Here is a 13,994-nt window from a genome sequence, read left to right as displayed (position 1 = left end):
CGTGACAATTAAATCACAACTTCTGGTCGCCGATCAGCTGATGCTCAGCGACCCGTCGGTGTCCCCGCTCTCGCCGCTTCGATCTTCGTCCCACTCCAGTTCGAATTCGATGCTCAACTCGCCGGGCCCCTCCGATGGGCCCTCCCGTTCGGCTTTGACCTCGAACTCGACGTCGTCCGGGGGGTTCATCGTCACGGACTGGCTCCCCGCATCGAGCGTAATACTGCCGCCAGCATCCAGTTTGTCGGCCACCGCTCTGAGATACTCGGCGACACTGCTCGTACTCTGGCGACGCTCCGTCTCGAAGAGAACCTCCTCGGGCATGGGTTCCAGTACGTCGCCGGGACAGATAAAGACACCCTCCCCTTCGAAGTGACTGCACACTGACTCCCGCCTTGTGTGCGTGAGCCGACATCACGTGGAGTGGTTTGCCTGGGCAGACATGACGACTTCATTATGAATCTGTGGAGTTCGAAACCGAACGGGTCTCTTTCACGTCGCTATACCCTCGTATTTGCGGGGATCGTGTCCCGAGACTCATGTTGCCCGTACCGAAAGTCGATATATTTATGATATTCCGACAGTAATCTACCATTGGACATTACCGATGTACGACCTGACAGGATTCCAGCGTGACCTGCTGTACGTGATCGCCGGCCGGGAGGAGCCACACGGGCTGGCTATCAAGGAGGAGCTAGAGGAGTACTACGAGAAAGAGATCCACCACGGGCGACTGTATCCGAACCTCGATACGCTCGTCGACAAGGGTCTCGTCGAGAAGGGGCAGCGCGACCGGCGGACGAACTTCTACAGTCTGACTCGCCGTGGCCGCCGCGAGATCGAGGCCCGTCGCGACTGGGAACAGCAGTACGTCGACCTCTAGCGGTCGCCCACGACGACTGGTCCCCGATCTCATCTCGTCTTCGTTCTCGACGCTCTCTTCTTCGTCCAGAGTGGCGTCCTCGGTCCGGATTGCACTCCGGTCAGGTCGTGGGAGTCGTTTCGCTACCGTTGTTGTCTGCTAGCTAACTACCGCGACGAATCGAACAGCTATCGATACCGGAAAAGAGCGGGCATCGTCGCCCGTCGGAGGGCCGGCGACTGACGCGGAATGACCGATCGAACCCGCGTCAGGCGTCCTGCTCTTCGGCTTCCTGCTCTTCGGCTTCCGGCTCGTTGACCGGCACTTCGACACTGTCCTGGAGCTCTTCGACGTTCTCTTCGACGTTCTCTTGCAGGTCCTCGAAGCGGTCCTGCATGTCGTCGAGCTGGTCCTGGTAGCGGTCGAGCTGGTCCTCGAACTGGTCACCGAACGACTGGGCCTGCTCGCCGATCTGGTCGCCGAGGTCGTCGGTCTGCTCCTCGATCTGTTCCTGGAGTTCCTCGTACTGGTCGAGGGCGTTCTCGAAGGCGTCGAGGGTCTGCTCTTCGAGTTCCTCGTTGGCGTCGAGGATGATCTCGAGCTGGTCGTTCAGCGCGTCCGTCGCGCTTTCGAGCGTGTCGTCGTAGGCGTCGATCCCCTCGGCGTAGTTGTCGTCGATGGCGTCGAGCGCCTCGGAGTGCTGGTCGAGCAGCGCCTCGAACCCGTCGTTGACGGACTCACGGATCTGGTCGACGGTGTCGTCCTCGCTCGGCGTCGTGGATTCGACGGTGTCGAGGACCTGGTTGATGGCCTCCTGGGCGAACTCGACGGTTCGCTGCTGGGCGTCCTTCTGGGAGCCGACCGTTCCCCGGAGCGTCTCGTTGACGTCTTTGGGGACCTCGAGAGTTTTCTCGACGACTTTCTGCCCGTTCTTGATCGTATCGCGCTGGACCTGGAAGATCGCACCGATCGGAGATGTGTTGTCGCTCATTGGTCTGACCTCGTTCGAACGGATGTTCTGGTCCCCCCTCTACTTGTTGCCAGTAATATACGGGTCTATTAAGTCAAACCAGTCCCGGCGCGAAATAATCCCGGTAGCACTGGCTGCCCCTGTCGAACGGTATCACGGACCGCTCACGACGCCGGGTTCGTCGCGAGCGGACGGGAAGCAACCTGCCTCAAACTTGCGACCTGTTGTCGAACGAATAAAGGTGTTGCCGCGAGAAACACGCACAGGAATGCTCCGGTGGGTCTTCGAGGCGGATGACTGGTCGCTCTCCGATGTCGGAGTCACGCGTGGGTCCGGGGTGGATCGAATCGAACGACCGGTGGTGACCAGCGTATGAGCGAGAACGAACGGACAGCTATCGACGGTGCGGGCGACGGTTCGGACGGCGGGGACTACGAGCGCGACAGTGGGAGATCGACCGGCTTGAACGCAGCGGAAGTCGACCGGCTGTTCTCCGTGCTGGAAACGGCGGTCCGTGAAGGCGGGAAACTGGACACGGAAGCGACCGACCGGCTGCTCTCGGTACTCGAAGCCGCCGTAGTCACCCCCAACCAACTCGATACCGAGGAGATCGATCAGCTGTTTTCCGTCATCGAATCGACCGTGATGCAGGCCCCGGATTCCGAGAGCGCAAAGCAGGTGCTCTCGGTGCTGGAAGCGGCCATGACTGGCCCGGTCCAGGTCGAGGGGACCGAAAGCGAGGGCTTGCTCTCGGTGCTCGAAGCCGCGCTCGTCGACCCGACTGACCCGGCACCGGCGACCGAGGACGTGTTCTCGTTGCTCGACTCCGCGCTCGGGACCGGGGGAGAGGACTCCAATGGCGTCTCCTCGCTGTTTCGGTCGGCCGGGATCGACCCGGAGGACATCGACAGGACCGCTGACAACGTGTTTTCGCTGTTCAATCCGGATCGGGACCGAGCGAGGGAGTCGGCGGACGGGCTGTCCGACGGGGTCGACTCGGCTCGCGGGGCGAACGACAACTGGTCGAACGAGAACCTCGACCCGTTCCGCATCGCACGGATCGCCGCCGCTGCCACGCAGCGCAGCACGGAGTACTCGCTCCGGTCGGGCATCCGCACGGGGACGAGCATGGTCCGGGCAGCGTCGACCGCCGAGTCTCCGGCCGACCTACTCGATGAGATCTCGAAGATCGCGTATCGCGAGATGTCGCGGCTGGGTCTGGACGTGGACGACCGCCTCGAAGACGACGACGAGGAGTGGGGCGGCGAATCGCGAGTCCAGACGAAGGAAGTGCTCCGGGAACGCGGTTCACGACTGCTGGAGATGTCGGCCGACGTCACGTACGACGAGGACGTCCACCCGTCCTATCCGCGGATCCTCGACAGCCTGGCGGCCGACGAGGCCCGGATCCTCCGGTTGCTCGCCACCGAGGGGCCACAACCCTCGATCGACGTGCGGGACGTGGGCTGGGTACCGATCTCCTCGGAACTGATCGGCGCCGGGCTGACGATGATCGGGAGCGAGGCGGGCCTCAGTCACGAAGACCGGACCCAGGCGTACATGAACAACCTCAATCGGCTCGGGTTGGTCTGGTTCTCCGACGAGCCGGTCGCGAACATCAAACGCTACCAGGTCCTCGAAGCCCAACCCGCCGTCGAGGCGGCCGTCGAGGAGGCAAAGCGCGCCCGGACCATCTACCGAAGCGTCCACCTGACTCCCTTCGGCGTCGACTTCTGTCGCGTCTGCATGCCGTTCGACGTGACTGCAGAGGACGCGTCCAGCGTCTACGAGTCTCCCAGCCACTCGGATCGCCAGTAATCTTCTCTGTCGGCTGGAAAACGGCGACTGAGCCCCGGAGAGTCAGACTCTGAGAGCCATTCCTTGCAGTACTGCCCCGAAAGATCTGGACACCCCCGGAGCCGAAACAGTGACTTTGGTAACAATTAAGTATGTCACCACCTCGACTGTTAGTAGGGACCACTGGAAAACCGTCTGCAGTCCAGTGGTTCGGAGCTCGGAGCCGGTCGATAGTACACCGGTAGTACGAGACGCGTGATACGACACGGGCGGGTCGTATCGAGCGACTAGGACGGCGGGAATCCGCGATACCGGGGACCGACGGCGGACGGATCTGGAACTCGTAGTCAGGTTCGTCCCCTCGTCGCTTTCCCTGTCGTCTGCCATCACCCAGTCGTCCCGTCACCGCCGCCACAGAGAAACCCGTAGTATGACAGAGAACACCACAGAAACGAAGGTCGACGTTCAGTTCGCTAATCTGAGTGCGTTCCAGCGCGACATCCTGCTCGTTTTGCTGCGGCTGGAGAACAGCGACGAGGATAGTTACGGCCTCGCCATCAAGCGGCGTCTGGAAGCCCGGTACGACAGCGAAGTCAACCACGGCAGACTCTATCCCAATCTCGACGAGTTGATCGAGAGCGAACTCGTCGACCGCGGTCAGATCGACAAACGGACGAATCGGTACACGCTGACGGAGACGGGGCGTGACCTGCTCCGCGCTCACGGCGAAGAAGTCGCCGAACTCTTCGAGTAGCGTCCTGGACACCGATGACCTCGTCGTCAGGGGACTGACGAGGTCACGTCACTGTTCTCGACAGTTTCGAGCGGTTTATGCGGGCTCTTAGTTCACCCGTCAGTCGTCGCTGAGGTGCCCCTGTGGCGGTCGTGTGTGGCCGCTGGGTGCTTGCTTTGTGTAGAGCGAGTACGTGAGGACGGCGAAGCCGGCGGCCGTGAACACGCTCTGAATACTGACGCTCAGTTCAAGTGGGAGGCCCACGGCCTGGTGGAGTAAGCCACCGAGGATGACGCCACCGGTCACCATGCCGATACCGAGTGTCAGCGCGCGCAATGCGGGCGACCCGGTCCGACGGTAAGCCCTGTACGAGAGGAACGTGATCGTCCCCCCGAAAAATAGCGTGACCGTCTTTGTCGCCGCGAGGAGGGCTGTGCTCCCGTTCATAAACACTGTTTCGATGTCATCACTGTTATAAACGCTAGGGCGTTTCCACTCTTCGGGAATCAGCTCGTCCCGTTCGTTACGCGGGTGCCTCCGAGGCCCCTCAGCCCGATCGAATTTGACGACCACGAACACCTTCGGATCAAGCCCTACGGTGGTCGCTGCGGTAGTCTACGCTGAATGTCGGAACAACGACTCGACCTCAGAGAGATCCCGCCGCCCGAGCGCCATCCGAAGATCTTCGACGCTTTCGAGGACGTAGAGAGCGGCGAGGCGCTGACCCTGGTCAACGATCACGAGCCGGCACCGCTGTACCATCAGATGGCCGCCGAAATCGACGCCTTCGACGCGGAGGGGTACACTGTCGACAGAGTCGGCCCCGAGGAGTTCGTCGCGACGCTTCCAAAGAAGTAGCGCGATCCCCGTCGTACCCCGCGACCCGTTCTTCCGGTGGTCGCTACTGTAGTTCGTCGACGGTCCGGATCGTCACGTCGTAGTGTCGGGGCACTGCGTCGAGATCGACTCGGATGACCAGTACGTCGGTGTCCGGGCCGCTCTCGGCGTCGAACCGATCCATCGCCTGGCGCTGGTTCCGTCCGAAACTCGCCGACCCGTGCTTGACTTCCGCGACGTACCGACGGAGCACTGGCCCGTCGTATCCGTATGGATGGTCCGCTGTCTTCCGCCGAACACGGAACTCGAAATCAGGATGCCAGTGGCGACTCGACGCCTCTCCGCCGACGGGCGACGGAGCGTGTTCCACCGTGACCCTGAACGCGTCGGGGTCCATGTCCAGTTGTCGGGCCGCGTACGCGACGATCGGGGGCGGGTCGTCGCTGTGTGCGCCGAACACTGCTTCGGCCAGCGCTCCGACCTGTTGGGCCCCGAGTTGATGTGTCCAGCCGTCCTGCGGTGGCCCTCGTTCCCCGGGATCGGGCTTCAGTTCCCGACCCTTGATGAGGTAGGCGTCGACCGGCGCGGGGTCGTTCGGCGCTGCCTCCTGCAAGCGGAGGACCGGGCAGTCGATCGAGTCCAGTAGCTTCCGCGTCGCCGCTTCCCGGGATTCGTACGTGACGATTTCGCCTGCGTCTTCGCGACGCGACGCGACTGCCGGCGACACCTCACACGCCGACCGCTTGAGTGCGACACGGTATGGCCCTTCCTCCTCGTCCGCTTCCTCCGACTCCTCGTCGATCGGTTCGCCCGGGATTCCCGGCCACTCATCCCTCCAGGACATACTCACGCTCTCACCGCAGAGATCAGCCGACGCTGCCGATAGAAACGACACATGTATCTCGTGGTTCAGCCACCCCGATTGTTAGTTCATCGATTGCGCCCGTACGAGCAACGCCAATACGCAGTGGTTGCCCGTTTAATTCTCCAGGATACGCTCGAATAATAGCGAAAACAGTCACATGAGGTACAGTAACTGCCGTATTCTGCCGTTTATTTGGTCAGTTTGAGGGGCAGTGAGTATTAAGAGGTTGCTAACTGTTACCAAAAATATGTCGAGCACACCCGAACGGGACAACACCGAACAACAACTATCGCGCGTGTGCGAGGAACTCGGGATTCCGGAGAGTACGGCACAGGCTGCGCGGGAGCGGTTCGACCGAGTCAGATCCGTGACAGTCCTCGAAGACAAACCGGCCGCCGTCATCGGCGCGGCCGCCCTGTCACTGACCTGTCGGGAGGACGGGTTGCCGATCACGGTCGCGACCATCGCCGACGCCTGGTCGACGACGCTGCCGGACCGTCGCATCGAACCGGACGAGATCACCTCGTTGTTCGGCGTTCTCACGGCAAATCTCGATTTCCAGGGAACGCCGCCGCAACCGCGCGCGCTCATCGAGCGCTTCGGGACCGATCTGGGCCTTCCCGACGGGATCATCGTCGTCGCGAACCGCATCCTCGTCGACGTCTTCACCGAGGACCCCGAGATGATCGCGGAGGGAACGTCGCCGGACGGGATCGCCGGATCGATTCTCTATCTCGCCGCCAAACTCAACGGGTACGACGACATCACCGAGAGCGACATCAGCGACACGCTCGGGACGGGCCAGTTCACCGTCCAGAACCGGAGCAAGAAACTCCACGACACGCTCGGGAAAGAGCGGCTCGCCAACGCCGACCGCTACCACCTCAATCCGGAGACTGGCGCGCCGAAGCCGGTCGATTCGGGTACTGAATCGGCCGAGGCTGGGGAGCCCGGGCCGCGAGCGAGGGCGGACGGCTCGGCCGACTCGGAATCGGGGCCGACGGGGGAGGCTGGTGGGGAGGCCGACGAACCAGCGGACTCGGGTGAGCAATCCGACCCGGACCAGGCCCAGACCGAGCAGGTCGCCGACTCAAACTCCGACGGGGAGGAAGTAGCGTTGGATCTGGACGGGGAGTACCGGGACATCAGGGAGGTCGTCGGGTCGCTGTTCCCGGACGCGCTGCCCACCACCGAACACGTCGCCGAGGAACTCGACGTTCCGACCACGACGGCCAGGTCCGCGCTGGAGCGCGCGGACGCGGACGACGAGATCGAAGGGAAGGAGGCGGGTTCGACCGTCGTCTGGCTGCCGGGTGACCGGACGGACCTGACGCCGGACCTGACCGAGGACGCCGTCCAGAACGAGGTGGACGAACTGGCCGAAGCCCTCGGCCTGGACGCGTCGCTTCGCGTGTTCGCTCGCGGTCTGGTCAGCGACGCCGTCGACACCCTTTCCGTCGAGAACGCCGACGAGATGGCCGGGGCAGCCGTGCTCGCGGCCTGTCGCATCCAGGACATCGAGGTCGAGCCCGGGGAGATCGCCGCGGCCGGGGAGTTCGAGGTCCGCGTCCTCTACACCTGGCTCGACAAACTGGCCGAGACGGTCGACGTGGACGTTCCCCGACCGAGCCCCGCGACGCTCGCCGAGGACCTCGCCGAGTCGCTGGAGCTAGACGAGGGCGTTCGGACGGAGGGACTGCGCGCGATAGAACAGTACGACCCCGAGGAGTCCGATTCGGGCTACACCGCGCGGGAACTGGCCGCCGGCGGCATCTTCTTCGCCGCGACCGTCGGCGGCGTGTCCGTCGATCTGGACGAACTGAGTGCCGAAAGCGGCGTCGACGTTCAGTACGTCACTGACGCGATGCACAGCATCCTGACCTCGCTGTGTCTCGGGCTGGTGGGCGGCGACCTCGACTACGACGAGACCCCATGGACGGCCGACCTGCTCGAATCCGATCTCTCAGGGGACTTCGGAGATGACGAAGTGGAGACCGCGATCGCACTGGCGAAAACCCACGTCGCCGGCCGCGAAGGGCAACCGGTCGACGAGGCCACCATCGACGTGCTGCGAGGGTCGTAATCACTTTTTGAGGCGGGCGACCGTCTCGCCCTCCCGTTCACCCGTCTCGACCAGTCCGTCCTCGGCCAGGTCGGCGACCAACTCCCCGAGCCACTCCCGGCCGAACTGCCCGTCCGGCGCGTAGTCGACGCGGACGCGCGGGCCGAGGTCGTCGAGGGGCAGTTCCTCGTACTCCTTGAGCGTCGAGACGACGCGTCCGCGCATCTGCCGCCGACTCCCCTCGAAATCCGGCTGGGTCGGCACGTCGGGCGCGGTGAAGTCTCCGCTCTCGTAGGCGTGACACCTCCCTCGCCAGGGACAGCCCGCCTCGTCACAACTCGGCGTCTTCCCGCAGGCGACCCCGCCGAGTTCCATGACGGCGTTGTTCCAGACCCGGGACTCCCCGTCGGGCATGAGTTCGGACGCGACCCGCTCGAACTCGCTGTCCTCGTCGGGGACGCCGAAGGCGCGATAGAGGACGCGCTTGACGTTCGTGTCGACGACAGCGTCGCCGTTGTTGAAGGCGAAACTCGCCACGGCGTTGGCGGTGTAGGGACCGACGCCCATCAGTTCGGAGAGTTCGTCCGGGTCGCGGGGAAACGCGCCGTCGTAGTCGGCGACGACCTGATTGGCTGCTTCGTGGAGGTACTTCGCGCGGTTGTTGTAGCCGAGGCTGTGTTCGGTCCAGAAGCCGACCACGTCGGCGCGGTCAGCCTCGGCCAGGTCGGCGACGGTCGGCCAGCGCTCCGTGAAGTCCGTCCAGGCCGAGACGACTCTGTCGAGTTGGGTCTGCTGGCTCATCACCTCCGACACGAGGATCTCGTAGGGGTCGTCGGTCTGCCGCCAGGGGTAGGCCCGGTGGTCGGCCTCGTACCACTCGATCAGCGCCCGCTGGACGGCCTCGGTGTCGGCGGGAAGCCGATCGCCCTCCTCGCTCATCGCTGCGGGCTATGGATCGACTCCGCTTACCGCTGGCGGTTCGCCGTGCGACCGCGGACTCAGTCCCGTTCGGCGTGGGGGAGGCAAATTCGTGCGATAGTCCCCTCGGGATCCCGGTCGCGAATATCGAGGGTGCCACCGAGGCGGGAGACGGTCCACTCCGTGAGCCAGAGGCCGACGCCAGTCGCGTGGTCCAGCGGCGTCTCTTCGCCGGTCTCGATCGGCTGCCACTCGGTCGGTTCGATACCCGGCCCGTCGTCCGCGACGGTCAGCTCGATCGTGACGCCGTCCGCTGCCATGCTGCCCGCTATTTTCACCGTTGGCTCGTCCCCATGTTTGATCGCGTTTTCCATCAACTCGTGGATCGCCACCGCCAGCGCGTCGTCACCCTGGACGTACAGCCCATCGGGAACGTCGATATCGAGGGTCGCCGTCGGGTAGACATCGGCTAACAAGGACTGTTCGTCCGCGACGAGCGCCGAGAGGTCGATCGGACGGGTCGCCGGGTCCTCGGCCATGACCTCGCTGGCAGTCATCCCTTTCTCGCTGACTTCCCTGAGTCTGGCCGTGGCGTCGAAAATACCGGCCGCGATGGTCTCCAGTTCGGGGTCGTCGACGGCCGCTTGCAGTTCATCGGCCCGCCCTTCGATGACCGTCAGCTTGTTTCGGAGGTTGTGCCGGAGCAACCGGTGGAGGACGTTGAGTATCTGGTCTTTGATCCGGTACTGGGTCACGTCCGTCTGGACCGCCACGTAGCCGTCGATCGCGCCGTCCCGGTCCAGTATCGGGGCGATGGTCTGGTGGGCGTAGTAGAGTTCGCCGGACGCGCGGCGGTCGACGATGTCTTGCTCCCAGACCTCGCCGCTGGTGATCGTCTCGTAGAGCCGTTCGTAGTACGCGTCATCCATCTGCCCCGACTTGAGGATTTTCGGCGTCCGGCCGATGGCGTCCGTGCCGGTGTAACCCGTCAGCTCCTCGAACGCTGGATTGACGTACTCGATGGTCCCGTCGGCGTCGGTGATGAAGATCGCACTGGCGGCGTGTCGGACGGCTTCTGCGAGCTGGCGGTGCTCCTGTCTGATGGATTCGGCGTCGGAGACGTCACGGACACTGGCGAGCACCCGCACGTTCCCGTCCAGTTCCACCGTCGAGAGGTGGACCTCGACCGGGAACTCGCGCCCGTCACGGTCGACGTGTCGCCACTCGAACAGCAGCGGCCCGTCCTCGCGGGCCTCGCGAATCCGATCGAGCGCTTCCGTCCTGGTGTACTGCGGGTCGTCTGCGCTGACGAGGCCGATGTCCGCGCCGACGAGTTCGGACCGATCGTACCCGTTCATCTCGCAGTACTGGCGATTCACGTCCAGAATCTCGCCGGTGGCGGGGTCGTGTAGGACGAGGCCGTCAGCGACGTTCTCGAACAGTTCCCGGTAGACCTCGTCGTCCATGCCACGCCTATAAACGGGGCGGACATATCCGGTTTTCCCTCGCGTGGCAGTTCTCGGTGTCGGTGAGATCGTGTGACTCGACGTCCGCCTCCGAAAGGTGTTTCCACCGCCACATCCTCCAGTCGGCCATGAGCCTCGACGACCTCAGGGACGATTTGAGCGAGGAGTACGACGACATCGGCGAGTCACTGGACGTGTCGCTGGACGGGGAGACGCGCAACGAACTGTCGATGTTGGTCGCCGCGATGGACCCCGACGACACCGACGAACTCGTTCGGCGCGCCGTTCACATGCTCTTTCAGACCGCCGTCGAGACCGGCAACCTGGATTTCCACCTCCGCAGCAAATACGACGTAACCTACGACGAGTACCTCTCGGGGATGACCTTCGAGGAGATGACCGGTAACCAGTTCCCACAGCCCCAGCAGAAAGACGACCGACGCTACCAATTCTAAGCCCTCGGCGGCTTGGCAGCCGCCTCGCCCTTAGTCATCCAACAGGTCGGTCCCCGCAAGGGGGTTCCGCGCGTCGCGTGGCACGCGACACGCGGTTCCTGCGCGGCGCGTGAACGCGCCGCTCGTGTCTGGCTGATGACTCACTGCACCGTACTGCACCCGCGGCCGGGATGGCCGCGGGAGCGCCACCACTCCTCCCCGCGCGCCGCGATGAAACGCGGCGCTGGCAGCCTGATCGTCTCGTGCTGTCGTTTTCGAAGCTGGAGACAGCGGCTCCTCTACTATCGAGTCACGTCAGCTATCGCGGCTTCCAGCAGGTCACATCCGAGCTCGATCTCGCGCTCGGTCACGTCCAGTGGCGGCAGAATCCGGAGCGTCTCGTGTCCACAGCCGAGCGTGAGCAATCCGCGTTGCATCGCCGCGGCCATCACATCGTCCCGGCGCTCCTCGCTGTCGAACTCGACGGCGAGCATCAGCCCGAGTCCGCGCACGTCGGTGACGCCTTCGGTGGTGCCGTCGAAGGAATCTTTGAACTGCTCGCCGCGCTCGCGTGCGTTCGCGAGCAGGTTCTGTTCCTGTACGACGTCGATCGTGATCGCGCCCTGGGCCGACGCCAGGATGTCGCCCGCGCCCCAGGTCGAGGAGAGCCGACTCCGTTCGTCGGGAAACACGTCGCTGTTCGCGATGGTCGCGCCGACTCGCAGTCCCTTCGCGGCGGCGATGACGTCGGGTTCGATGGGGTAGTGGTCCGACGCCCAGAATTTTCCGGTCCGTCCCATGCCGGACTGGATCTCGTCGGCGACGAGCGTGAAGTCGTGGGTTTCGACCAACTCGGCGAGTTCCCTCACGAAGGCGTCGCTGGGGAAGCGGTACCCGCCTTCGCCCTGGACGGGTTCGACGATCACGTAGGCGACTTCTTGGGGATCGATGTAGCCGGTCTCGGGGTCGAGCATCCGGCGTAGCTGGGAGCCGTCGTCGGTGAAAAAGCCACAGCCACAGCTGTCGGGGTCACAGTCCCGGTCGCGACAGAACGGCACGTCGTGAACGCCCGGGACTTCGGGGAACTGCCGGCGGTAGACGCCCTTCGAGCGGTTGAGCGAGAGCGCGCCGAGGGTTCGGCCGTGGAAGGCCCCCTGGAACGTGACGGCGTACTGGCCGCCGGTGTGGTCGTAGCTGATCTTGATGGCGTTCTCGATGGCCTCGGCACCGCTGTTCGAGAGGAAGACGGTGTCCATGTCGTAGTGGCTGGTGACTGCCGTGAGCCGGTCCATCAGGTCGGCGGGGCCGGGGAACGGTGCGTCGTCGACCGGGCCGCTGGCCGCGTAGAAGTCCTGGCCGGCGATCTTCAGCGGCTCGACCAGGTCGAACTCGGAGAGCCGGTCCAGTAGTTCGGGGTTGTTGTAGCCGAGCGGGGCCGCACCGACGTGGCCCGTGAAGTCCATGAGGACGTTCCCGTCGAGGTCGGTACAGAACGGCCCCTCGGCCGGAGCCGTGTAGTCCCAGACGAAATCGTAGACGTACGTGCTCGGCGCGGCCGTGCTGTGGTGGTACTCGACCTGTCGTCGGGCTCGCTCGCCCGGTATCGTCTCGACGCGCGGCTCGACGCTCTCACGGTCCATGCTAACAATTCGACTGGCTGGCCGATAAACAGTTCGTCCAGTGCTGACAGAACCCGGGGCGAAGGCGGTCGTCTTGGTCACAGCGTGATAGCCAGGGTGACGACGGTGGCACCCACGAGCAACACGCCGCTCCAGACGGTGACGCGGTAGGCGAACTGGCGATTCGGGCTCGCCAGCGTCAACCCGGCCTTGACGATGATGCTCGCACCGGTCGCGAGCAGGATCGCCAGGACGGCCTGTGAGGCGACGAGGCTCCCCGAGCGATACAGAATGACCGCCGAGGTGGTCGCACCGGCGCTGGAGACCAGCCCGGAGATTGCCGCTGTAACGTAAAATCCCGCGGTGCCGAACAGTTGCTGGGCGACGCTCCCGGCCAGGACGATAAAGAGGAAGAGCGCGCCGAACGTGAGCGCTCGGCGGAGGGAGAACGGACTCGTCAGGTCCATCTCGACGGTCTCCCGCCAGTCGGCCGTCACCGCGGCGACGAGGACGCTCCCGAGGATGACGGCACCCAGCGGGACGACGGCCTCGACGAGGATTCCGGTCTCGAAGGTGAACACGAGCGCGATGACCAGGTTCCGAAGGGCCATCGCGGCGTCGGCGAGCAGGACCGCGGCGACGGCGTAACTCGTCGCTTTCGGTCGCTGCTGGACGTGGTCGAGCATCGTCCCGACGACGGCCGTCGAGGACGCGAGGCCGCCGAAAAACCCGGTCACGGCGATCCCACGGCCACCGTACGTCTGGACGATGGCGTAGTTGGCGATGCCGATCCCGGCGACCGTGACGACCATCAGCCAGACGACGCGCGGTTCCAGCGAGACGGCGACCGACTCGGGGCCGACCGAAACCGATCCGGCGGGCAGGAGGGGGTAGACGACGAACGCGAGGATGGCGAACTCCGTCGCCGACTGGAGTTCCTCGTGGGTCAATCCCCACGCGAAACTGTGCAGTTCCCGTTTCAGGACGAGCAACAGCGAGGACACCACCGCGACTGTCACGCCCTCGATGATGTAGCCCGCGGCGACCAGCGCTCCGATCCCGTAGGCGACGAGCATCGACACCGAGGTGGTCATCGACAACCCGCCGTCCTCGGAGAGCAGGCCGTCGACGGCGAGGACGGTGCCCTGGACGATGACCAGCACCCCGCCGACCACGAGCAGCGCCTGCTGGTCGAGGACGGTGAAGACCGCCCCGAGGAGACTGATGAGTGCGAACGTCCGGATACCCGCCGTCTTCTGGGACCACTCCCGTTCGAGCCCCAGGAACATCCCGAGGGCACCGGCCAGTACGATCCGCGTCACCGCGATATCTACGGGAGCCGGGATGTTCTGCAGTAGAACCGACACTCGTTATCGTATCACATGGATGGATAAAAACGATACGCCCGGGAACAGGCGACTGCAGTTCGTG

At 64.3% G+C, this 13,994-nt stretch carries 14 protein-coding genes; 6 read left to right on the top strand and 8 right to left on the bottom strand.

Annotated elements, in window-relative coordinates; genetic code table 11:
- Window positions 1–33 precede the first annotated feature (33 nt).
- Window positions 34–324: an amphi-Trp domain-containing protein gene (locus E2481_RS02810; protein WP_136715599.1), complete on the bottom strand. Its 291-nt coding sequence runs from the start codon at window positions 322–324 to the stop codon at window positions 34–36.
- Window positions 325–607: 283 nt separating this feature from the next.
- Here E2481_RS02810 and E2481_RS02805 point away from each other — a divergent pair, with 283 nt between their 5' ends.
- Window positions 608–883, top strand: a complete 276-nt coding sequence (locus E2481_RS02805) for a PadR family transcriptional regulator (protein ID WP_136715598.1) — start codon at window positions 608–610, stop codon at window positions 881–883.
- Between the two features lie 247 nt (window positions 884–1,130).
- Here E2481_RS02805 and E2481_RS02800 read toward each other — a convergent pair whose 3' ends face one another.
- On the bottom strand, window positions 1,131–1,853 hold the full coding sequence (locus tag E2481_RS02800; RefSeq protein ID WP_136715597.1) for a hypothetical protein: 723 nt from the start codon (window positions 1,851–1,853) through the stop codon (window positions 1,131–1,133).
- A 351-nt stretch (window positions 1,854–2,204) separates the two neighbouring features.
- Here E2481_RS02800 and E2481_RS18895 point away from each other — a divergent pair, with 351 nt between their 5' ends.
- Together E2481_RS18895 and E2481_RS02790 are read left to right on the top strand one after the other, a co-directional pair.
- Window positions 2,205–3,650 carry a DUF4393 domain-containing protein gene (locus E2481_RS18895; RefSeq protein ID WP_250137705.1) on the top strand — a complete coding sequence of 482 codons (1,446 nt, stop codon included), beginning with the start codon at window positions 2,205–2,207 and terminating at the stop codon, window positions 3,648–3,650.
- Between the two features lie 409 nt (window positions 3,651–4,059).
- Window positions 4,060–4,383 carry a PadR family transcriptional regulator gene (locus E2481_RS02790; RefSeq protein WP_136715596.1) on the top strand — a complete coding sequence of 108 codons (324 nt, stop codon included), beginning with the start codon at window positions 4,060–4,062 and terminating at the stop codon, window positions 4,381–4,383.
- 99 nt (window positions 4,384–4,482) lie between these two features.
- Here the strand turns inward: E2481_RS02790 and E2481_RS02785 are convergent, their stop codons facing one another.
- Complete coding sequence (locus E2481_RS02785; RefSeq protein ID WP_136715595.1) at window positions 4,483–4,809, bottom strand: DUF7521 family protein; 327 nt, start codon at window positions 4,807–4,809, stop codon at window positions 4,483–4,485.
- 177 nt (window positions 4,810–4,986) lie between these two features.
- Between E2481_RS02785 and E2481_RS02780 the strand changes: the two genes are divergently transcribed.
- Window positions 4,987–5,220 (top strand): DUF2249 domain-containing protein, encoded by a 234-nt coding sequence (locus tag E2481_RS02780; protein ID WP_136715594.1) that lies wholly within the window; start codon window positions 4,987–4,989, stop codon window positions 5,218–5,220.
- 43 nt (window positions 5,221–5,263) lie between these two features.
- On the opposite strand, the gene E2481_RS02775 is transcribed toward E2481_RS02780, so the two are convergent.
- Window positions 5,264–6,043 (bottom strand): hypothetical protein, encoded by a 780-nt coding sequence (locus tag E2481_RS02775; protein ID WP_136715593.1) that lies wholly within the window; start codon window positions 6,041–6,043, stop codon window positions 5,264–5,266.
- A gap of 268 nt (window positions 6,044–6,311) precedes the next feature.
- On the opposite strand from E2481_RS02775, the gene E2481_RS02770 reads away from it, so the two are divergent.
- Complete coding sequence (locus tag E2481_RS02770; protein WP_136715592.1) at window positions 6,312–8,147, top strand: hypothetical protein; 1,836 nt, start codon at window positions 6,312–6,314, stop codon at window positions 8,145–8,147.
- Here the strand turns inward: E2481_RS02770 and E2481_RS02765 are convergent, their stop codons facing one another.
- A complete protein-coding gene (locus tag E2481_RS02765) occupies window positions 8,148–9,065 on the bottom strand; it encodes an A/G-specific adenine glycosylase (RefSeq protein ID WP_136715591.1) in 918 nt (305 codons plus the stop codon).
- A gap of 59 nt (window positions 9,066–9,124) precedes the next feature.
- Window positions 9,125–10,510, bottom strand: a complete 1,386-nt coding sequence (locus tag E2481_RS02760) for a PAS domain S-box protein (RefSeq protein WP_136715590.1) — start codon at window positions 10,508–10,510, stop codon at window positions 9,125–9,127.
- Window positions 10,511–10,638: 128 nt separating this feature from the next.
- Between E2481_RS02760 and E2481_RS02755 the strand changes: the two genes are divergently transcribed.
- Window positions 10,639–10,965, top strand: coding sequence for a hypothetical protein (locus E2481_RS02755; protein ID WP_136715589.1), 327 nt, complete (start codon window positions 10,639–10,641; stop codon window positions 10,963–10,965).
- A 281-nt stretch (window positions 10,966–11,246) separates the two neighbouring features.
- On the opposite strand, the gene E2481_RS02750 is transcribed toward E2481_RS02755, so the two are convergent.
- Together E2481_RS02750 and E2481_RS02745 are read right to left on the bottom strand one after the other, a co-directional pair.
- On the bottom strand, window positions 11,247–12,584 hold the full coding sequence (locus E2481_RS02750; RefSeq protein ID WP_136715588.1) for a class-III pyridoxal-phosphate-dependent aminotransferase: 1,338 nt from the start codon (window positions 12,582–12,584) through the stop codon (window positions 11,247–11,249).
- A 77-nt stretch (window positions 12,585–12,661) separates the two neighbouring features.
- Window positions 12,662–13,930 (bottom strand): MgtC/SapB family protein, encoded by a 1,269-nt coding sequence (locus E2481_RS02745; RefSeq protein WP_136715587.1) that lies wholly within the window; start codon window positions 13,928–13,930, stop codon window positions 12,662–12,664.
- Between the last annotated feature and the right edge of the window lie 64 nt (window positions 13,931–13,994).

The sequence above is a fragment of the Halorientalis salina genome (assembly GCF_005049285.1).
GTDB classification, from domain to species: domain Archaea; phylum Halobacteriota; class Halobacteria; order Halobacteriales; family Haloarculaceae; genus Halorientalis; species Halorientalis salina.
The sequence above is the reverse complement of the archived record's forward strand: the minus strand, read 5'-3'. Positions and strand labels throughout refer to the sequence as shown.